At 69.9% G+C, this 20,472-nt stretch carries 20 protein-coding genes; 7 read left to right on the top strand and 13 right to left on the bottom strand.

Annotated features, from left to right (window positions below; all coding sequences use genetic code 11):
• Positions 1–79 precede the first annotated feature (79 nt).
• From KVS71_RS00200 to KVS71_RS00240, 9 genes are all read right to left on the bottom strand, one after another.
• Positions 80–3,220: an efflux RND transporter permease subunit gene (locus KVS71_RS00200; protein WP_217582769.1), complete on the bottom strand. Its 3,141-nt coding sequence runs from the start codon at positions 3,218–3,220 to the stop codon at positions 80–82.
• Between the two features lie 16 nt (positions 3,221–3,236).
• Positions 3,237–3,824: a TetR family transcriptional regulator gene (locus tag KVS71_RS00205; RefSeq protein WP_217582771.1), complete on the bottom strand. Its 588-nt coding sequence runs from the start codon at positions 3,822–3,824 to the stop codon at positions 3,237–3,239.
• A 163-nt stretch (positions 3,825–3,987) separates the two neighbouring features.
• Positions 3,988–5,184, bottom strand: coding sequence for a Gfo/Idh/MocA family protein (locus KVS71_RS00210; RefSeq protein ID WP_217582772.1), 1,197 nt, complete (start codon positions 5,182–5,184; stop codon positions 3,988–3,990).
• A 40-nt stretch (positions 5,185–5,224) separates the two neighbouring features.
• Entirely contained in the window at positions 5,225–6,280 is a 1,056-nt protein-coding gene (locus tag KVS71_RS00215) for a LacI family DNA-binding transcriptional regulator (protein ID WP_060922309.1), read from the bottom strand.
• Between the two features lie 3 nt (positions 6,281–6,283).
• The gene (locus tag KVS71_RS00220) at positions 6,284–7,174 is read right to left on the bottom strand and encodes a carbohydrate ABC transporter permease (RefSeq protein WP_025104693.1); all 891 of its coding nucleotides are present in this window, start codon (positions 7,172–7,174) and stop codon (positions 6,284–6,286) included.
• A complete protein-coding gene (locus KVS71_RS00225; RefSeq protein ID WP_060922308.1) occupies positions 7,167–8,129 on the bottom strand; it encodes a carbohydrate ABC transporter permease in 963 nt (320 codons plus the stop codon). Before KVS71_RS00225 ends, KVS71_RS00220 begins: the two co-directional genes overlap by 8 nt.
• A gap of 4 nt (positions 8,130–8,133) precedes the next feature.
• Complete coding sequence (locus tag KVS71_RS00230; RefSeq protein ID WP_060922307.1) at positions 8,134–9,393, bottom strand: sugar ABC transporter substrate-binding protein; 1,260 nt, start codon at positions 9,391–9,393, stop codon at positions 8,134–8,136.
• A gap of 111 nt (positions 9,394–9,504) precedes the next feature.
• Positions 9,505–9,864, bottom strand: a complete 360-nt coding sequence (locus KVS71_RS00235) for a CrcB family protein (protein ID WP_060922306.1) — start codon at positions 9,862–9,864, stop codon at positions 9,505–9,507.
• On the bottom strand, positions 9,861–10,235 hold the full coding sequence (locus KVS71_RS00240) for a CrcB family protein (RefSeq protein WP_231919565.1): 375 nt from the start codon (positions 10,233–10,235) through the stop codon (positions 9,861–9,863). The genes KVS71_RS00235 and KVS71_RS00240 overlap by 4 nt, the downstream gene beginning before the upstream one ends.
• A gap of 87 nt (positions 10,236–10,322) precedes the next feature.
• Here KVS71_RS00240 and KVS71_RS00245 point away from each other — a divergent pair, with 87 nt between their 5' ends.
• A complete protein-coding gene (locus KVS71_RS00245) occupies positions 10,323–11,852 on the top strand; it encodes an FAD-dependent oxidoreductase (protein WP_217582774.1) in 1,530 nt (509 codons plus the stop codon).
• A gap of 1 nt (position 11,853) precedes the next feature.
• Here the strand turns inward: KVS71_RS00245 and KVS71_RS00250 are convergent, their stop codons facing one another.
• The 3 genes from KVS71_RS00250 to KVS71_RS00260 all read right to left on the bottom strand — a co-directional run bounded on the left by KVS71_RS00250 (position 11,854) and on the right by KVS71_RS00260 (position 14,076).
• Complete coding sequence (locus KVS71_RS00250) at positions 11,854–12,660, bottom strand: nitroreductase family protein (protein WP_105949170.1); 807 nt, start codon at positions 12,658–12,660, stop codon at positions 11,854–11,856.
• Between the two features lie 4 nt (positions 12,661–12,664).
• On the bottom strand, positions 12,665–13,057 hold the full coding sequence (locus KVS71_RS00255; RefSeq protein ID WP_217582776.1) for a hypothetical protein: 393 nt from the start codon (positions 13,055–13,057) through the stop codon (positions 12,665–12,667).
• Between the two features lie 113 nt (positions 13,058–13,170).
• Positions 13,171–14,076: a MerR family transcriptional regulator gene (locus KVS71_RS00260; protein ID WP_217582777.1), complete on the bottom strand. Its 906-nt coding sequence runs from the start codon at positions 14,074–14,076 to the stop codon at positions 13,171–13,173.
• Positions 14,077–14,290: 214 nt separating this feature from the next.
• Here KVS71_RS00260 and KVS71_RS00265 point away from each other — a divergent pair, with 214 nt between their 5' ends.
• Both KVS71_RS00265 and KVS71_RS00270 read left to right on the top strand, forming a co-directional pair.
• Positions 14,291–15,130 carry a DUF4097 family beta strand repeat-containing protein gene (locus tag KVS71_RS00265; RefSeq protein ID WP_105949168.1) on the top strand — a complete coding sequence of 280 codons (840 nt, stop codon included), beginning with the start codon at positions 14,291–14,293 and terminating at the stop codon, positions 15,128–15,130.
• Positions 15,127–15,753 carry a PadR family transcriptional regulator gene (locus KVS71_RS00270; protein WP_060922301.1) on the top strand — a complete coding sequence of 209 codons (627 nt, stop codon included), beginning with the start codon at positions 15,127–15,129 and terminating at the stop codon, positions 15,751–15,753. Before KVS71_RS00265 ends, KVS71_RS00270 begins: the two co-directional genes overlap by 4 nt.
• A gap of 63 nt (positions 15,754–15,816) precedes the next feature.
• Here KVS71_RS00270 and KVS71_RS00275 read toward each other — a convergent pair whose 3' ends face one another.
• Positions 15,817–16,359 carry a universal stress protein gene (locus KVS71_RS00275; protein ID WP_025104704.1) on the bottom strand — a complete coding sequence of 181 codons (543 nt, stop codon included), beginning with the start codon at positions 16,357–16,359 and terminating at the stop codon, positions 15,817–15,819.
• A 149-nt stretch (positions 16,360–16,508) separates the two neighbouring features.
• Here KVS71_RS00275 and KVS71_RS00280 point away from each other — a divergent pair, with 149 nt between their 5' ends.
• The 4 genes from KVS71_RS00280 (at position 16,509) to KVS71_RS00295 (ending at position 20,285) form a co-directional block, all read left to right on the top strand.
• The gene (locus KVS71_RS00280; protein WP_025104705.1) at positions 16,509–16,700 is read left to right on the top strand and encodes a DUF3073 domain-containing protein; all 192 of its coding nucleotides are present in this window, start codon (positions 16,509–16,511) and stop codon (positions 16,698–16,700) included.
• A gap of 290 nt (positions 16,701–16,990) precedes the next feature.
• Positions 16,991–18,304 (top strand): extracellular solute-binding protein, encoded by a 1,314-nt coding sequence (locus KVS71_RS00285; RefSeq protein WP_217582778.1) that lies wholly within the window; start codon positions 16,991–16,993, stop codon positions 18,302–18,304.
• Between the two features lie 89 nt (positions 18,305–18,393).
• Entirely contained in the window at positions 18,394–19,368 is a 975-nt protein-coding gene (locus tag KVS71_RS00290) for a carbohydrate ABC transporter permease (RefSeq protein WP_217582779.1), read from the top strand.
• The gene (locus tag KVS71_RS00295; protein ID WP_060922297.1) at positions 19,365–20,285 is read left to right on the top strand and encodes a carbohydrate ABC transporter permease; all 921 of its coding nucleotides are present in this window, start codon (positions 19,365–19,367) and stop codon (positions 20,283–20,285) included. The genes KVS71_RS00290 and KVS71_RS00295 overlap by 4 nt, the downstream gene beginning before the upstream one ends.
• The last annotated feature ends 187 nt before the right edge of the window (positions 20,286–20,472 follow it).

Here is a 20,472-nt window from a genome sequence, read left to right on the forward strand (position 1 = left end):
GGAGAACCGACGCCGAAAGGCCCCGATCCTCGTCCTACGGACGGGACCGGGGCCTTTCTCCTGAGTCGTGAACGCGCGGCTACTCGCCGTGGTTCTCGCGCAGCTCGCGCCGGCTGACCGGAGTGCCGTCCGCGTGCACCGGGACGGGTCCCGCGTCCGCCTGCGGGTCGTCCTTGCGCGCCCGGCGGCGCTCCCGCGCCCCCTCGACGAGGTTGTACAGGGTCGGCAGCACGATGAGCGTAAGCACGGTGGAGGAGACGAGCCCGCCGATCACCACGATCGCCAGCGGCTGCGAGATGAAGCCGCCGTGCCCGGTGATCCCGAGCGCCATCGGGGTGAGGGCGAGGATCGTGGCGAGCGCGGTCATGAGGATCGGACGCAGACGCTTCTCCCCTCCCGCCATCACTGCCTCCGCGGTCGACAGCCCCTTCTCCCGGTACTGGTTGACGAGGTCTACGAGCACGATCGCGTTCGTCACCACGATGCCGATGAGCATCAGCACGCCGATCAGCGAGGCCACGCCGAGCGGCACGCCCGTGATGATCTGCAGCAGGATGGCGCCGGTCGCCGCGAACGGCACCGAGATCAGCAGCAGCAGCGGCTGACGCAGCGACTTGAACGTCGCCACCATCACCACGTACACGATGAGGATCGCGGCGAGCATGGCCAGGCCGAGCTGCGCGAACGAATCGGCCTGCTGCGAGGCGACGCCGCCGACCTCGGCCGAGGCGCCGTCCGGCAGGTCCGCCGCGGCGAGCGCCTCGGTGACCGACTGGGTGGCGACCGCGAGGTTGTCCGAGTCGGGCGGCACGGTGACGGTCGCGGTGCGCCGTCCCTGCTCGGTGGTGATCGAGGTCGGACCGTTGCGCTGCTCGACGGTCGCGATGTCCTGCAGCGGCACGATGCCCGCCGCGGTGGGGATCGCGAGCTGCTGGAGGGCGGCGACGGTCGTCGGCGGCTCGGGATTGACGAGGTACACGGTGAGCGCGGTGTCGTCGATCTCGACCGAGCCGATCTGCTGCGGACGCATCGTGTTCGACACGATCGATCCGACGGCGACCTCGGACAGCCCGACCTGGGCGGCGGCCTCGCGGTCCACGACCACGGCGATGTACGGCAGCGCCTCGGCGAGGTTGTCCGTGACCTGCCCGATGCCCTCGCGGCCGTCGAGCTCGTCCACCACAGCGGAGGTGGCGGTGGCGAGGTCGTCACCGCTCGCGGCCGAGACGGTGATCTCGATGTCGCTGGAGCCGAAGCCGGCGGACGCCGCGACCGTGACCTCGCCGACCTCGTCGCCGAGGCCGTCGATCGCATCCTGCACCTCGGCGCGCAGCTTCTCCTGGTCGGCGTCGCCGTCGGTGAGCACGGAGTAGGTGATGCCCGCACCGCCGGAGAACGCGTCGCGCAGCGCGGAGCCGCTCGACCCGATGGAGGCCTGCACGTGCTCGATGCCGTCGATGTCGAGGAGGGCCTCCTCGACGGGGACGGCGGCGTCGGACTTCGCCTGCAGGCTCGCCGTCGGCCCGAGGTCCTGCGTCACGGTCATGGTGTTCTGACCGGAGTCGCTGAGGAAGTTCACCTTCATCAGCGGGGCGGCGGCGAGCGTCCCGGCGAGGACCACCACCGCGAGCGCGACCGTGATGCCCGAGTGCTTCAGCGTCCAGCCGAGGATGGGGCGGTAGCCGCGCTGCAGCCTCGTCGGCGGGGCGGCCGGGTCCTCCGGGTCGATCGCGTTCCCCTGGTCGTCGAGGAGCGGCTTGCCGGGCTTGAGGAACCAGTACGCGAGCACCGGGACGATCGTCAGCGCCACGAAGAGCGACGCGACCATGGCGATCGTGACCGTCATCGCGAACGGACGGAACAGCTCGCCCACCATGTCGCCGACGAACACGATCGGCAGGAACACCGCCACCGTCGTGATGGTCGAGGCGGTGATGGCGGCGGCGACCTCGCGCACGGCGAGACGGATCGCATCGCCCTTGTCCGCGTCGCCCACGTAGTGGCGCTTGATGTTCTCGATCACCACGATGGAGTCGTCGACCACGCGGCCGATCGCGATCGTGAGCGCCCCGAGGGTCAGCACGTTGAGGGAGTAGCCGAACGACTGCAGCCCGATGAACGTGATGAGGACCGAGGTCGGGATCGAGATCGCGGTGACCAGGGTCGAGCGCACCGACATGAGGAACACGAGGATCACGAGCACGGCCATCACGAGGCCGAGCAGACCCTCCGTGGCGAGGGTGTCGATGGACTGCACGATGAACGGCGCCTGGTCGAACACGACCGTGAACTCCGCGTCCGGAAGTGCCTCCCCGATCTCGTCGAGGGCCGCGATGACGCCCTGCGACACCTCGACCGTGTTGGCGGCGGGGAGCTTGGTGATGGAGATCGACAGGGCGTCCTCGCCGTCGACCCGGGAGATCGAGGTCACCGGGTCGGACACCTGCTCCACCGTCGCGACGTCGCCGATGGTGACCGCGGTGCCGACGAGCGGCAGGGCGGCTATCTCGTCGACGGAGGTGATCTTCGCTCCGGTCTGCACCGTGAGGGTCTCGTCGTCCTCGGTGATCTCACCGCCGGGGAAGAGGGTGCCGTTCTGCTGCAGCGCGGTGCTGATCGCCTCGCTGCTCTGCCCGGCCGCGGCGAGCTTCGCGAGGTCGGGGGTGATGGTGATGCGCTGCCCGACGCCGCCGACGATCTCCGCCGCGTTCACCCCGTCGACGTCCTCCAGATCGGGGATCGCGACGCTCTCGAGCTGGGCCTGGGCATTGTCCGCGTCGTCGAAGCCGGTGACCGCCACCTGGATCACCGGGAAGTCGTCGATCGAGACCGAGAGCACCTGCGGCGTGACGTCCTCCGGCAGCTGCGAGGAGATGCGGTTGATCGCCTGCTGGATCTTCTGCTCCGCGGTCGCGAGGTTCGTGCCGTACGAGAACATCGCCTGCACGATGGACGCATTGGTCGTGCTCGTCGCGGTGGTCGACTCCAGGTCGGGAACCCCCTGGATGGCCGACTCGATCGGCGTCGAGACGTCGTTCTCGACGACCTCGGGCGAGGCGCCGGGGTACGTGGTCATGACCACGAGCGCCGGCAGCTCGAGCGACGGGATGAGCTCCTGCTTGAGGTTGGTCAACGCGAGCCCGCCGAACACCGCGGCGACGATCGTCACGAGCGCGATGAGGGCGCGGTTCTTCAGGCTGAGGATGGCGAGTTTCGACAAGGCGGGGTCCTCGGTGTCAGGGGGTGGCGGTCGCTGCGGATGGGAGGGAGAGAGGTTCTCCGAGGATCCGCGCCAGTGCGGATTCGAGGAAGGACTGTTCGAGATCGACGTCGCGGATCTGCGTGCTCCACATGACGCCGTCGATGAAGATCATCGCCGCTCGGGCCCGGTCGGCGCCATAGGTCGGCTCCAGGAGGTCGACGAGGCGGTCGGACAGGTGGCGCGCGAGCTCGCGTAGACGCGGATCGTGGACGGCCGCCGTGACGACGGCGCGATCCGCCTGCACGGCGTGTCCATCGTGGATGCTGTCGTGGACGAGCGCGGCGATGACGTCTGCTCCGGCTCCGCGCTCGGCGAGGGTCTGCCGCACCCCGTCGAGGCGGCATTCGATCTCGTCCGCGAGGGCACGGAAGGCGGCGCTGCGCAGGTCGTCGAGGGTGTCGAAGTACTGGGTGGTCGCCCCGAGCGGCACTCCGGCGCGGGCGGCGACCATGCGGTGCGTGATGGCGTCGGCCCCGACCTCGACGATCAACTCGGCGGTGGCGGTGACGATCTCCCGGCGGCGCGCTTCGGGATCCCGCCGCCGACGCGCGCTCTCCGCCATCACTCACCCCCTGGACATCCGTACATGTACGTTTGTACATTCGCTCCGGTGTGAACTCCCTGAGAGCCCCCGCCCCTCTTCTCCTTCCCCGCCGCGCTGCGGGATCAGAAACGTGCCTGGGAGACGCGGTTCGGGTGCCCTATTGCACTCCCCTGCCGGTGGGTCAGGCGGCGGAGGAGGAAGGGGTGGAGGAGGGGGTCTGGCCGCGCTCGAAGTAGGCGACGAGCTCGGGGTCGAGCGGGGGGACGGAGATCGCGGAGCCGTCGCCCCGGAGGGACGCGGTCGCGAGGATCCCGGCAGCCACGGCCTCCCGCGCCGCGACGGGAGAGGTCGCCGTGAGACCACCGTGCCGCACGAACCGGAGGAACTCGGCCACGAGCAGCGCGTCAGCACCGTCGTGTCCCGCGTCCGGCACCTCGGGCACGATGAACACCTCGTCCGCGTCGGCCGCCCCGGCGTGCCGACGGTTCCACAACCTCACCTCGCTGCCGGCCACGTCGCCGAAGTTCTCGATGCGCCCCTCGGTGCCGATCACGGTGTAGTTCCGCCAGTAGTCCGGGGTGAAGTGGCACTGCTGGTACGACGCGAAGATCCCGCCCTCCAGCCTCAGGTTCACCATCGAGATGTCCTCGACGTCGACGATGGGGTGGAGTCCCGTGAGCGCGGTCGGCGGCCAGTTGTCCATGCTGAACCAGTCGGGCATCCGCTCCCCCGCGCGGTCCCGCCGGTCGGTGATGTCGCCGTAGACGCTCAGGCCGCCCATCGCCGCCACCTGCTCGGTGTACGCGCCGGCCAGCCAGTGGATGATGTCGAGGTCGTGCGCTCCCTTCTGCAGGAGGAGTCCGGTGGTGCGGCTCCGGTCGGCGTGCCAGTCCTTGAAGTAGAAGTCGCCGCCGTGCCCCACGAAGTGCCGCACCCACACGGCCTTCACCTGTCCGATGCGCCCCGCCTGGATGAGCCCGCGCATGAGGGTGATCACGGGCATGTGCCGCATGTTGTGGCCGATGTAGAGCCGGGTGCCGGTGCGTCGCGCGGTCTCCAGCATGCGGTCGGCGTCGGCCAGATCGATCGCGAGGGGCTTCTCGCAGAAGACGGGCACCCCGGCCTCCAGCGCCCGGATGGTCAGGGCGGCGTGCGTGTCGTCCGGGGTCAGCACCATGACCGCGTCGACACCGGATGCGAGCAGCTCGTCGAGGGAGTCGGTGATGAGCGCGTCGGGGACGAGCGCCCTGGCGTCCTCGCGAGCGCGCGGGGCGAGGTCGCAGACGGCCGTGATGCGGGAGCCGTGGCACGGCCGGTGCACCTCCTCCTGGAGGGTGGAGCGCGCGCCGAAGCCGATGATGCCGATGTGGAGGTCCAACAGAAGTCCTTCGTGACAGAGGGGGAGAAAGGAGGGAGGCTCAGCGGCCGCGAGAGGCCGGGGCGTCGAGGTCGGTCGACCCTCCGGGTACGAGAGCCCAGGGGAACTCGTGCAGCGCGCCGGGTGAGGGCTCGTTCTCGAGCGCCTTCTCGACGATGATGCGCGCCTGACGCTCGTAGAAGTCCGTGGGGCCGACGGTGGTGAGGGTGGGCGCGATGAGCCGCGCGTCCGGCGTGTTGCCGACGCCGATCACCGCGACGTCGTGCGGGACGCGGAGCCCGAGCATGTGCGCGGCGTTGATCGCGGCGATCGCGGCGAAGTCGGTCGTCGCGTACACGGCGTCCGGGCGGTTCTCCTGCGACAGCAGCTCGATCGCGGCGGTGAAGGCGCTGGCCTGGGTCTCCGCATAGGTCACGGTCCACGCCGGATCCGGGGAGATGCCGGCCGCCGCGAGCTTCTCGACGTACGGCGTGTAGCGCGTGACCTGGGTTCCCGCGAGGCGGACGGCACCCTCCGCGGCGATGCAGCCGATGGCCGTGTGCCGCTCCAGCAGGTGATCCATCGCGAGTTCGCACCCCGGGATCGCGTCCGAGCGGATGACGTCGAAGCCGTCCGGCTCCAGATGCTCCGAGAACACCACGAGCCGCTGGCCGCGCTTGACGAGGTCGCCCAGCCGTCGGGCGTCCTCCTCGTCCAGGCCGACGCCGTCGAGGTACGCCACGTCGCTCTCGACACGGTCGAGGGCCGCGTGCCAGTCGCCGTCGGCGAGGATCAGCGTCGTGAGTCCGTGCCGGTTCGCCTCGGCGTTCACGGCGTCCGCCACCGCCAGCGACCACGGATCGCTCAGCATGTGCAGGGAGAGCTGCACCATGCCGCTGCGGCCGGTGCGGATCGCCCTGGCCGCCGTGTTCGGCCGGTAGTTCAGCTCGTCCGCCGCCGCGAGCACCCGCGCCGCGGTGGCCTCGGCCACGCCCGCGCCACTCGCGCCTGCCCGCCCGGAGAACACGTACGAGACGGTCGCGGTCGACACTCCGGCACGTTCCGCCACCATCCGCAGGGTCGGCCGGCGGCTCGGGGCGTGCTCACGCTGTGCCATGTCTCAGCCCTTCGTCCCGCTGAACGCGATGCCCTGGATGAACTGCCGCTGCAGGATCATGAACGTCACCAGCATGGGCAGGGTCGCCAGCAGCGCACCCGCCATGAGCACCGGGTAGTCGGTGCCGTGGATGCCGACGAGCTGCGAGAGCCCGACCGACAGCGGCATCTTCGCCGGATCGGTCGTCACGATCAGCGGCCACAGCAGATCGTTCCAGGACCACAGCACGGTGAACACCACAAGTGCGATGATGCCAGGCTTCGCGAGCGGAACCATGATCCGCCAGAAGGTCTGCCACGGATTCGCCCCGTCGATGCGCGCCGCCTCCTCCAACTCGGCCGGCATCGAGAGGAAGAACTGCCGCATCAGGAAGGTCCCGAAGGCGCTGAAGATGCCGGGCACGATGAGCGCCTGCAGCGTGTTCAGCCAGCCGAGCGCCTGGATGATCTCGTACTGCGGCAGCAGGTAGAGCTGCGAGGGCACCATGAGCACTGAGAGGAACACGACGAACAGGGCGTTCCGGCCGGGGAAGGCGATGCGCGCGAACGCGTAGCCCGCCATGGTGCACAGGGCGACCTGGCCGACCGTGCGCCCGACGGTGAGGAGCACGGAGTTCAGGAACATCTGCCCGAACGGCATCGAGTCGAAGACCTCGGCGAAGTTGGTGAACACCCACTCGCGCGGGAGGAACGACGGCGGCACCTGCACCGAGTCCGACAGCGTCTTGAACGAGGTCAGCAGCTGCCAGACGAACGGGAACACCATGAGCGCGGCGCCGACGATGAGCACGACGTGCACGATCCACAGTCCGCGGTTCCGGGGGGTGCCCGCCCTCCGCGATCGTGCGGGGGCCGCACCGACGACCGCACGGGTGTCGAGGGAGACGTCACTCATAGTGCACCCACTTCTTCTGCAGCCGGAACTGCACGATCGTCAGGACGAGGATGATCAGCAGCAGGAGGAAGGCGACGGCGGCGGCGTAGCCGCGGTCGTTGTCGAGGAAACCCGCTTCGTAGAACAGGTAGACGACCGTCCGGGTGTTCGGCATCGCGGGGTTGCTGCGGCCGAGCATCATGTAGATGAGGTCGAACACCTGCAGCGCCCCGATCACGCTGATGACGCTGACGAAGAAGATCGAGGGCGACAGCAGCGGGATCGTGATGGAGAAGAACTTGCGCACGGGGCCCGCCCCGTCGAGGTCGGCCGCCTCCATGATCGTGTCCGGGATGCCCTGGAGTCCGGCGAGGAAGATGACGATGTTGGTCCCGAGGCCGGCCCAGATGCCGACGACGGCGATCGCGATCAGCGCGGTGTTCGGGTCGGTCAGCCAGCTCCGCCCCTCGATGCCGACCGCACCGAGGGCCGCGTTCAGCACACCATAGTCGCCGTTGTAGATCATGCGCCAGACGAGCGCGATCGCCGCGGGCATGGTGACGACGGGGATGAAGTAGAGGGTGCGGTAGGCGCTGCGGCCCTTCAGACCCGTGGTGTTCAGCAGCGCGGCGATCCCGACCGCGAGGGGGATGCCGATCAGCGCGATCACCGTGTAGACCGCGGTGTTGCGGAGGGCGCCGAGGAGCTCCGGGTCCTGGAACAGCCGCACGTAGTTCTCGAACCCGATCCACTCCGCACCGCCGAACGGCCCCGACTTCGTGAAGGAGATGATGAGCGTGCGCACGGTCGGCCACAGGTAGAACACGGCCAAGCCCAGGGCGGTGGGCCCGAGGAACACCAGGGCCCACCACGGCGAGGCACCGGGGGTGCGGCGTCGCCGACGGCCCCCGGAGGGCGGGGCCTCCGGGGTCCGTCCGGCGGCGGGGGCGACCGCGCGAGGCGCGAGGACGGTCATGCGGTCACTCCTGCTCGGCGTCCAGCGCGGTCTGCATCTGCGCGGCGAGGTCCTGCAGGCCGTCCTTCGGGGACACTGCTCCGGACCACACCTGGGACAGCACCTCGCTCTCGATGCTCGTCCACGCGGAGGTGTTCTTCGACACGGGGTACGGGACGGCCGTCTCCAGCGCGTCGATGTAGACCTGCAGGTCGTACTGCGGGAGGGCGTCGACCCACGCCTGCTGCGTGCCGTTGTACGCGGGGATCACGGTGCCGGTCTCGGCCTGGATCTTCGCGGCCTGCTCGCCGCTGGCGAAGGCGGCGAAGTCCTTGGCCTCCTCCACGTGCGCGCTCTTGGCGTTCGCGACGTTCCCGACGCCGTGGATCACGCTCTGGTTGCCCTCCGGACCCGCCGGCAGCGGGGCCACGTCGACGCTGCCGCCGATGTCCGCGTTGTCCGCGTAGGCGATGGCGGCCCAGGAGCCGTTCTGGAACATGGCGACCTTGCCCGACAGGAAGAAGTCCTCCGGGTTCGTGTCCGTCATCTGCTGCGCCGTGGGCGAGGAGCCGTCGGCGATGAGGTCGGTCCACAGCTCGATGCCCTCGAGAGCCTCGGGGGAGCCGTATCCGCTCTCGGTGCCGTCCGCGGAGATGACCTCGCCGCCGGCCTGCGCGATGGAGTTGTAGAAGTTCTCCTGGCCGTACTGGCTGGCGGCGACGCCGAACTGGCCCTTCGCGGGGTCGGTCAGCTTCGCGGCCGCGGAACGGAAGTCGTCCCAGGTCCAGCCCGCGCTCGGGTACTCCACCCCCGCGGCGTCGAACAGCGCCTTGTTGTACCAGAGCGCGACGGTGTCGAAGTCCTTGGGGGCGCCGTAGAGCGCGTCGTCGTAGGTGTAGAGGTCGACGAGCCCCTGAGGGTAGTCGGCGGCGTCCACGTCGTCGAGCGGGGCGAGCTGGCCGTTCGAGGCGTAGAGCTGGAAATTCGGGCCGTTCATCCAGAACACGTCGGCGGCCGAGCCGCCCGTCACCGCGGTCTGGAGCTTGGTGAAGTACTCCTTGTACGGCGTGACCTGGATCTCGATCGAGACGTTCGGGTGCTCCTCGGTGTACGCGGCGGCGATGTCCTCCATCGCGGGCTTCTGGTTCTCGTCCCAGATCGCGTAGCTGAGGGTGATGTCGCCGCCCGACTCCCCGGTGGCGGAGGAGGAGCAGGCGGAGAGTGCCAGGACGGCGGCCGCGGAGGCGGCGAGGGCGCCCAGGGCGCGGCGGGAGGTGCGGGGCATCGAGGTCTCCTTTGACGGCTGCACGAGAAGGCGGTGCGCGATGTTAACCGTTTAGCGTTAAACGATTAGCAGTGAGAGTAGCGCGCGCCGACGGCGCTGCGCAAGCGTCGGCTAGAGCGCAGCCCCCAGCGCCAGCCCCAGTCCCGCGGCGAGGAGACCGAGCACGAGCATGCCGACCGCGTCGAACACAGCGGCGCCGCGCTCGCCGTCTCGCCACAGAGCGACCGCGTCGAGCATCGCGGTGCTGAAGGTCGTGTAGCCGCCGAGCAGACCGGCCCCGAGCACGAACGCCGCCTCCGGCAGCGCCGTCGTCACGAGCCCCAGCGCGAAGGAGCCGGTGAGGTTGACGACGAGGATCCCCCACGGGAACCGACGGCCGACGAGCCGGGCGACTCCGACATCGACGAGATAGCGCAGGACGGCGCCGACGCCCCCGGCGAGCGCGGCGGCGAGGAACAGCAGCGGACTCACGCGGCCCCTCCCCGGCGCGGGCGTCCCACCCGGAGCCCCACGGCTGCCGCGAGGAGACCGAGGACGAGGCTGCCTGCGGCATACGCCGCAGCGAGGAGCGGTGCCGACCCCCACAGAGCCAGCGTGCCGGTCATGAAGGCGCTGTAGGTCGTGAAGCCGCCGAGGACGCCGGTGCCCAGCAGCAGCCGCAGCTCCGCCGAGGCCGGGAGCCGCGCCGCCACGACCCCGATGAGCAGGGCGCCCAGCACGTTGGCCAGCAGCACCGCGAGGGGGAAACCGCCGGGATCGTCCACGAGGAGTCCGAGGCCCAGCCGCGCCGCCGTCCCGAGCGTGCCGCCGAGCGCGACGAGCAGGACACGACGGAGACTCACGCTCGCCACTGTAGTCGCCGTATGACAGCGCGACCGTCGGATGTCAAGGCGTTGGGGTGGGGGCGGGGACAGGCGTTGACTGTCGGCATGAAGCCCCTCTGGAAGGTCGACCAGGACGCACCCCACGGCACTCCCTTCGATCCCGGCGCGCAGCACGACGTGCTGATCGTGGGGGCGGGCCTGACCGGGCTCTCGACCGCGGTGCTCCTGACCCGCGCCGGACTCGACGTCGTGGTCGTGGACGCGGGGGACGTGGCGGAGCTGTCGACGGGCGGCAACACGGGCAAGCTCTCGCTCCTCCAGGGGCAGCAGCTCGCCACCATCCGGAAGCACCATCCGGCGGCGCTCGTCCAGGCGTACGTCGACGCCAACCGGGCCGGCATGGAGTGGCTCACCGGTTTCGCCGACACCGCCGGCCTGAGCTACACCGAGCGGACCGACCACACCTACGCCCAGGGTCCGGACGGGCTCGAGGCGGTGAGAGCCCAACATGCCGCCGCGCGGGAGGCGGGACTGCCGACGCGGCTGCTCACCGCGGGCGAGTTGTCGACGCCGTTCCCCGTCGCGGGCGCGGTCGCCCTCGATTCGCAGGTGACGATCGACCCGGTCGCCGTCGCCGACGCGCTCGCGAAGGAGTTCCTCGCGGGCGGCGGCACGCTGCACACCGGCGTCCGCGTGACCGGCGCGCACGCCCTCCCGGAGCCCCGGGTGGAGACCACGGCGGGCCCGATGTTCGCCGAGCACATCGTCCTCGCGACGGGGACCCCGATCCTCGACCGGGGCCTGTACTTCTCCAAGGTCGCCGGGATGCGGTCGTACTGCGTCTCGTTCCGGGTCTCCGGCGGGGTGCCGGAGGGTTCGTTCATCTCGGCCGACGGCCCGACGCGGTCCATCCGGCCGGTGTCCGCCGCCGACGGCCCCGCCGACACCGCCCAGCTCGTGGTCGGCGGCAACGGGCATCCGGTCGGCCGCTCGGACGGCGAGACCGCGGCGATCGACGACCTGGTGGACTGGACCCGCCTGCACTTCCCGGATGCGGAGGAGACGCACCGCTGGTCTGCGCAGGACTACCAGTCACACAACCTCATCCCGTTCGTCGGCGCGCTGCCGCGCGGCCTCGGGCGCATCCGCATCGCCACCGGATATGCGAAATGGGGGCTGTCGAACGCGCCCGCCGCGGCGCTGCGACTCACGGAGGAGATCATCGGGACGAAGCGCAGCGAGCGTCCGTCCTGGATGCTGCGCCTCGGCACCCGACTCACCGTCCCCGCCGATCTCGCGCGCGGCGCCGTCGAGGGCGCGAAGGTGGCCGCCGCCGCCACGAAAGGCTGGGTCGAGGCCGAGACCACACCGGTCCCGGTTCCGCAGCCCGCGGAGGGCGAGGGCGTCGTGGCGAATCGCGGCGGTCGCCCGGTCGCCATCTCCACGGTCGACGGCGTGACCAGGGCCGTCAGCGCGGTGTGCCCGCACCTCGGCGGCATCCTCGACTGGAACGACGCCGAGTGCACGTGGGACTGCCCGCTGCACGCGTCGCGCTTCGCCGCGGACGGCACACGCATCGAGGGACCGGCGCTGAACGATCTCCCTGAGGTGCCGCGGACGGTCGGGGGCTCCTGACTCAGGTCCGCGGCGGCGGAGCGTCCCATCCCTGCTGCGGGCTGTCGCAGTCCTCGCGGAACACGTACTGCGACACGAGCTTACGCTGGCTGCTCGACCAGTCGATCGCCGGGCGACGCTGCTCGGGCGGCAGGTAACCGAGCCGGTACACGGCCATGAGCTCCAGGTCGTCGGGCACCCGCAGCAGCCGCACGATCTCGTCCCAGCGCCCCGGCACCTCCATCGGGAACGAGATGAACTGGATGCCCATGCCCAGCTCGACCGTGGTCAGCCAGACGTTCTCCATGGCCGCCCCCATGCTGAACACGGAGTAGAACGACGACAGCTGCCCGGGCCGGTACTCGCTGCGGTCGAGCATGACGCCCAGGAGCAGCGGCGATCCGGCGACGAGCTTGCGGTTCTCCGAGCCCAGCGTCTTCGGCACGCCGAACGTGTTCATGAGCGTCTGGCCGCGCTTGGTGAACACCTGGGATGTGAAGGGCCGAAGCGGCGCGGGGAGCTTGTCGAACAGCATGCCGCTGCGCTTCTCCTCCATCTCCTCCTGGCTGAAGCGGAAGTACGGCTTGTACCGCTCGAAGAACGTGCCGTTCGACATGGCCTCCGTCATGCTCTCGCCGGAGATGCGCGCGATCTCGTCGATCGTGTCCCTGTTCTCGATCACCACGAAGCGCCAGGGCTGGCTGTTGAGCTGCGAGGGCGCGCGCCCGGCCGCTTCCAGGAGGATGCGCTGGTGCTCCTCGGAGACGGGGTCGGGCAGGAAGGCCCCGTTCGTGGTCTTGCGGCGGCGGATGGCGTCGAGCAGTTCCATGCGGTCACTTCCGGTCGGAGGGGAGGCGCGAGACCACGAGGCCCGCGAGGACGAAGGGCGCCGCCGTGAGGGCGACGAGCGGGTGCCGCCGGGTGTGCGTCCCGGCGTAGGGGATCGCGGCCAGGGGGACGGCGGCGGGGAGGAGAGCGAGGGCGGCGCGATGGCTGCGCGGCGTGCGGGTGGCGAGACCGGCGACGACGGCGAGTCCGGTCGTCGCGCAGGTCAGGATGTAGAGGGCGTGGTGCACCCAGCGGAAACGACGCGTGTCGATGAGCCGCGCCGCCACCGCGAGCCCGAGGGCGCAGTTCGCCGCATAGGCCGTCGCCGCCGCCGCGAAGGCTCCGGACGCGGGGCGTTCGTCGCGCTCCCGTCGTGCCCGTCGCGCTTGCCCCGTCATGGCACGACCCTACGCCCTCCCCTCCTCCCCCGATCCACCCCCTTGCGTGCGAGCCACCCCCTTGAGTACGACCGCAGCGGGGTGGGTCGCACGCAAGGGGGCCGCTCGACGGATCAGAGGGAGGCTTCCGCGTAGATGCGGAGCGCGTCGCGGACGAACTCCGCGCCGCGCGTACCGCCCGCGGACGTCGCGTAGTTCGCACCGAAGCGCGGGTCTGCGACGTACATCTCGCCGAGGCCGATGACGTAGGCCTTGGCATCCGCGTCCGATCCCTGCCGGAGCGCGGCGGCGGGAGTGCCCGGGATGCCCGTGAGCCAGGCCACGTGGCGGCGCGCGAGCTCCTGCGCCTCGGCGGACGCGGGATCGATCCCGCTCTCCGCCGCGGCGATCCAGTCGCGTCCGAGGTCGGACACGCGCTGCTGCCACTCGGCACGCTCGGCGTCGCTCATCCCGCGCCACCAGCGGTCGCTGTCGGCGTAGGCCTTCTTCCCCCAGCGGTCCTCGACCTCCTGCTTGTACTGCGTGTGGTCGAAGCCGTCGAACATGTTCTCTGCCATGAGGTTCTCACCTCCTCTCAATGCCGTGATGGTGGACTCGACCGACGCGATCTGCCGCGCCAGCCTGGTCTGCTCCTCGCGCAGCAGCGCGAGATGCGTCTCGAGCGCCGACGCCTCCGCCGCCGAGCCCCCACCCTGGGTCCCTGAGCCCCCGCCCTGGGTCCCTGAGCCCCCGCCCTGGGTCCCTGAGCCCCCGCCCTGGGTCCCTGAGCCGCGGACCTGGGTCCCTGAGCCTGTCGAAGGGCCCAGCACCTCCGCGATCTGCGGCAGCCCGAGCCCGAGCTCCCGCAGCAGGAGGATCCGCTGCAACCGCACGAGCGACGCCGCGTCGTAGTGCCGATAGCCATTGGCTGCGATCCGCGACGGAGGCAGCAACCCGATGTCGTCGTAGTGCCGCAGCGTGCGGCTCGTCGTCCCCGCCAGTCGCGCGATCTCCTGGATCGACCAGTCCTTCTCGTCCATCCCGCCCACCCTTCCGTGTCGTTCCCCTCCACCGTAGAAGTTGCCGTTACGTCAAGGTCAACCCCGCTCGAATCGCTTGATTGGCTCGATTCCCGGCCGAAATGGGACCAATCAGGCGATTCGAAGCGAAGGCGGGTGTCCAGATCGAGATATATCGTGTTATCGTGACGGCAACACGATATATCGTGAATCCCTCGACACAGGAGAAGCAGACATGACCGAGAAGTGGCTCATCGCCCCCGGCGAGGAACGCGTCATCGACATCGCCTCCGCGACCCGGCTCAAGGTGGGCCTGGTCGGCGGACAGGTCGACGTCATCGCCCACGACGAACCCGGCATCAGGATCGAGGTGCACGGCGTCACCACGAAGGACCTCCGGATCGAGTCCCGCGACGGCGAGGTCGAGATCGACCACCCGCAGCTCGGCTGGGACAACTTCCTGGAGGTGTTCCGGAACTTCGGCTCCGGCGGTCCGCGCGCCGAGGTGAGCGTGGCCGTCCCGCGCGGCATCGCCCTGACCCTCGGCGTCGTGAGCGCCGGCGCCCTCGTGTCCGGCATCCGCAACGACACGCGTCTCAACACCGTGTCCGGCGACATCATCGTCGACACCCTCATCGGCGACCTCAGCGTGAACTCGGTCTCCGGCGACGTGCAGATCCGCAACCTCACCGGCTCGCTCAGCGCCAACAGCGTCTCCGGCGACGTGGCCGTCACGGGCGCCATCCGCAAGGCCACGGTCGACATCGTCTCCGGCGCGACGCTGGTGGACGCGGCGGGCGACGTCAACACGATCACCGTGAACTCGGTCTCCGGCGGCACCACGGTGCGGCTCGACGAGTCCCTCGCGGCGAACTACGTCATCCGTTCGCTCAGCGGCCGTCTCCTCATCGACGGCGTCGAGCGCAGCTCGTCCGGCCCGAGCACCTACAACGGCACCACCGGCGAGCTCGCGGGACGCTTCGTCGACCTCCGCGCCAACTCCGTGTCCGGAGGGGTGACGGTCCTCCGCCGCGCTCCGCAGACCATCGAGAACGACCCGGAGTGGGAAGCATGAGCCCCGCGGTCTTCTCCCACGGCGATCTGCGCCTGTACCTGCTGTCGCTGCTCGCGGAGTCCCCGCAGCACGGCTACGGCATCATCCAGTCCCTCACGGATCGGACCGGTGGCACGTACACCCCGAGCGCCGGCACCATCTACCCGCGCCTCGCGAAGCTCGAGGAGGAGGGGCTGGTCACCAAGACCGTCGACGGACGCACGACGATCTATGCGATCACCGAGGCCGGACGCGCCGAGCTGGCCTCGCGCCAGAGCGACCTCGCCGACATCGAGGCGGGCATCACCGACACCGTCCGCCTCATCGCGAACGAGGTGCGCCAGAGCGTGCAGGAGGCGATGAAGAGTCTTCGCGCCGACCTGGCGACAGCCACCAAGGACGACCGGGCGGCGGCGAAGAACAGGCCGCGCACCGCGGGCGACGATGCACGGCTGACCAGCCGCGAGGAGCTGCACCGCGCGGACGCCGTCGTGAACGCCTTCCGCGCCCGCATCCGCACCGACCTGCGCACCCATGTCGCCAAGGGCGGCGTCCTCCCGTCGTCGGTGGTCACCGACCTCGAGAACGCGCTGGATCAGGCCGCCCGCAGCGTGACCGTGGCGCTGAGTCAGCCGGACTCCTGAGCCCCTGGCATGACCGCACGAGGCCCCGTCGACATCCGTCGGCGGGGCCTCGTCGTGTCCGGATCACTCCGGCCAGATCTCCTTCTGCTCGTCCGGCACGGACTCCCCGAGGGGGACGACGAGCACAGAGCGGTGCTGGCGATGGGCGAGGCGCGCGGCGACGGAGCCGGTGAAGAACTCCCGGATGGACTCACCGATACCGCGCTTGCGGGTACCGACGACGATGAGCTGCGCGTCGAGCTTGTTCGCGAGCTGCTTGATGGCCAGCGCCGGGTCGCCGACAAGCTGCCGAGCGGTCCAGGTGACGCCCTTGCCGTCGAGCATCGTGGCCGCTGCCGCCTCGACGGCCTCGAACTCGGCAGCCCCCGCGTCGAAGTTGATGTCGATGGGAGCGGAGTGCACGTACCCGTCCGGATCCTCGTAGGTGACGAAGCGCGTGATGTCGACGTGGGCCACCACGAGCGGTGCGTTCAGCAGCCGGGCGAAGCGGACGGCCTCATCGAGAACGTGCGGGTCCTGGTCGAGCTGCATCCCGACGATCACGGCCTTCTGCAGAGCGGCGTTCTGCGTGGCCTCGTCGGACGGAGTGGAGGTGCTGTCGGTCATGGAGATCGCTCCCTTCGCCGGCCTGGCCGCGGCCAGGGTCTGTTCCCCGCGTGCTATCCTGAATGCTACTCTTACCGGCCTCGAGCCGGTGTCGTGAATGACTCGGGCGCCCGTCTGCCCGCAGCTTAACTCGTGAGGGGGTCTCAGGCATGGGCCGTGGCCGTCAGAAGGCGAAGCACACCAAGATCGCCCGCGAACTCAAGGCGTACAGTCCGTCGGTGAACTACTCGGCGCTGGAGCGCGAGCTCGCGCATTCGAGCGACTCCGACGAAGACGCCTACGTCGACAAGTGGGCCGACGAGTACGCGGACGAAGACGAAGACGAACTAGAGAAGGCGTAGCCCCTCGGTTCGAAACACCCGCACGGCTCGTGCGGGTGTTTCGTCGTTCCCGGGCGGCTGCGGGCGGGCGACGTCGCGCGCTGCCGTGATCACGCCTGCCGTCAGGAACCCGATGCCTCCGGCATGTCAGCGCTCCCTCGACGCGAGCCGAATGCGTCGCCAGACCGCTGATCCACGTCTTGTGAGCGCAAACATTTTCTGATTTGATGTGCATGTGATCGACGGCGCACCCTCGCCGCGTCCCCGCTTCGGGCGATCCGCAGGAACATGACCTCAAAGAGGAGAACAGCATGGCACCCACCTCACGCACCCCCCGCGTCGCCGCGGTCGTCGCCCTCGGCGCGGTGTCGGCGTTCGGACTCGCGGCCTGCGCCCCGGCCGCCTCCGGGGGCGGCGACGCCGGCGGTGAGCCCGTCACCATCGAGTACATGCACCGCCTCCCCGACGGCGAGGGCATGACCACGGTCGCGGAGATCGTCGACCGCTGGAACGAAGAGCACTCCGACATCCAGGTCAAGGCCACGAAGTTCGACGGCAAGGCCAGCGACATGATCCTCAAGCTCGAGACCGACATCAAGGCCGGGAACGGTCCCTGCCTCGCGCAGACCGGATACTCCGAGGTGCCCCAGCTCTACGTGAAGGGTCTGCTGGAGGACGTCGCCGCGGAGGCCGAGAAGTACGAGGACCACTACTCGGCCGGAGCGTTCAGCGGCATGCGGGTCGGCGACGCCATCGTGGGCCTTCCGCAGGACACCGGACCCCTCGTCTACTTCTACAACACCGCGGAGTTCGAGGCGCTCGGCCTCGACGCCCCGGCGACGCTCGACGACCTGACCGCCGCCTCCGCCACGGCCGCCGCCGCCGGCAAGTTCGTCACCGCCTTCACCCCGGACGAGGCGCAGAACTGGCTCTCCGGACAGGCTGCCGCCGCCGGAGACACCTGGTTCTCCACGGAGGGCGAGGAGTGGAAGGTGGACGCCGAGGGTGCGGGCTCCGAGCGGGTCGCCGCCTTCTGGCAGGGCCTGCTCGACGGCAAGCAGACGCTCGCGACCGAGCGCTGGGGCGAGGGCTTCACGGCGGCGCTGAACGACGGCAGCCTCATCGGCCACGTCGGCGCGGCGTGGGAGGCCGGATTCCTCCTCGACTCCCTGGACGGCACCCCGGCCGAGGGGCAGTGGCGCGTCGCCCAGCTCCCCGACTTCGGCGCCGGGGCGATGACCGGCCCCGACGGCGGCTCCGGCGTCTCGGTCATGAAGGGCTGCGAGAACCCCGAGGCCGCCATGGAGTTCAACGACTGGTTCAACACGCAGGTCGACGACCTCGCCTCCCAGGGCCTCGTCGTCGCCGCGAAGGGCGAGGTGGAGACGCCCGAGAAGATGCTGCGTCAGTTCGGCGGTCAGGATGTGCTCGCCGAGCTCGGCACCGCCACCGAGAACCTCAACGACGACTTCCCCTACGCCCCCGGCTTCTCGACGCTGGCGAACATGAACGAGACGGCCGCCGCGGCCGCCGCCGGCACCGCCACTGTCGCCGACATCTTCACGACGGCGCAGGACACGGCCGTCGCGTCGCTGAAGGACCTCGGCCTTCCGGTCGCGGAATGACCGGACCGGACGGCATCATCGGATGAACGACGGCGGAGTGCACGGGCGATCGTGCACTCCGCCGTCGTCGTGAGAGCGAGAGGCACATCATGGCCACAGTGACCGAGACGAGGGCAGCGGCGCCGCTCCCTCCCGCGCGCCGTCCCGTCGCCCCGTCGACCCGTCGATCGCGGATCCGAAGAGAGGGCCTGACCGGGTGGCTGTTCATGGCGCCGTTCGCGCTGCTGTTCGCCGTCGTCTTCCTCATCCCGATCATCGTGTCGGTCCGGTCGTCGTTCTTCGCCCAGGTACCCGCCGGCGGCGGCCTGTACGGCGGCGGTGAGCTCGTCGACACCTTCGTCGGCCTCGACAATTTCGCCGCGGCAGCGACCGACGGCGCCTTCTGGGCCGGCATGGGACGGGTCGTGCTCTACGCGGCGTTCCAGATCCCGGTGATGATCATCGCGGCCCTCGCCCTGGCCCTGCTGCTGGATTCGTTCATCGTGCGCCGCCCCGCCCTGTTCCGCCTCGCCTTCTTCCTCCCGTACGCGGTCCCCGGCATCATCGCGGCGATGATGTGGCTCTACCTCTACACGCCCGAGGTGTCGCCCTTCCTGTCCTATCTGCCGGAGGGGACCGACCTCATGTCGCCGCAGACGATCTTCTTCTCGATGGCGAACATGACGACGTGGACGTACACGGGCTACAACATGCTCATCTTCCTGAGCGCCCTGCAGGCCATCCCGCGCGACCTCTACGAGGCCGCCCGCCTGGACGGCGCGACGGGATTCCAGATCGCGACCCGCATCAAGGTGCCGCTCGTACGCGGTGCCGCGCTGCTGGCCGTGCTGCTGTCGATCATCGGCACGATCCAGCTGTTCAACGAGCCGGTCATCCTGGAGGCTGCGAACTCCTGGATGGGCAAGGACTTCACGCCGATGATGCTCACCTACAACACGATGATGGGCGAGCTGTCGCCGTCGGGCAGCGGTCCGGCGTCGGCGTACTCGCTGCTCATGGCCGGCATCGCGGGTGTGCTCGCGATCGTGTACGCACTGCTCCAGCGGCGGAAGGGCGACGCATGACCACCACACGACTCGTCACCGTGGCTCCGCCGACGAAGCGGCGCTCCCGCAGGCCGCAGGCGGCGGACGCCCCTCCTCCTTCGATCGCCCCCGGCCCCGCCGCGCGCACGTTCGGCATCATCGCCCTCGTCGTCGCCACCTTGTACTTCCTCGTACCGGTGTTCTGGCTCGTGGTCGCCTCGACGAAGAACAACACCGACCTCACGTCGACGTTCGGCTTCTGGTTCGCCGAGCCGAATCTCGCTGCCAACTACGACAGCCTCATGGGCTGGACGCAGGGGCTGTTCTGGCGCTGGGTCGGCAACTCCCTGTTCTACTCGCTCAGCGCCGGGGTCATCGGCACGCTGTTCGCCGTGATGGCCGGCTACGCGATCGCCAAGTTCGCCTTCCCCGGGAAGAAGCTCGCGGTCGGCATCATCATGGCGGGGCTCCTCCTGCCCGTCGCCCTCCTCACGGTGCCGCTGTACATCGAGTTCCAGGCGCTCGGCCTCACGAACACGGTGTGGGCGATCATCATCCCCTCGGCGGTCTCGCCGTTCGGCGTCTTCCTCGGCATGGTCTACGCGCAGTCCTCGGTGCCGACGGAGCTGCTGGAGGCCGCCCGCATCGACGGCGCCGGTGAGGCCCGGATCTTCTTCACGATCGTGCTGCGGCTGCTCGGCCCCGCGATGGTGACGATCTTCCTGTTCATCTTCGTGGCCACGTGGAACAACTTCCTCCTCCCGCTCATGATGATCTCCAGCCCCGACCTCAAGCCGGTCACGCTCGGCCTCTACGGCATGATGAGCTACTTCTCCCCCGACAAGGGCGCCGTCATGCTCGGGGCACTGCTCGGCGTGATCCCGCTCATCGCCCTGTTCTTCACGCTGCAGAAGTACTGGCGCTCCGGTCTCGCCGCCGGCGCCGTCAAGGGCTAGGCACCTCGACCGCGCACAGACCGGAGGCCGCCCGCGCGAGCCTCCGGTCGTGCGTGAGGAGCGGGCAGCAGAAACTCGTCCTCCAGCCGCGACCCCAGGACACCGGTCGACGTTCCGGTGCAGACCAGGTCGACGACGATCGAGGCGTCGACGACGGTCACCGCCCGGCGCGCCCCTCGTGCACCGG

Source organism: Microbacterium sp. GbtcB4 (assembly GCF_019091465.1).
Classification (GTDB): domain Bacteria; phylum Actinomycetota; class Actinomycetes; order Actinomycetales; family Microbacteriaceae; genus Microbacterium; species Microbacterium paraoxydans.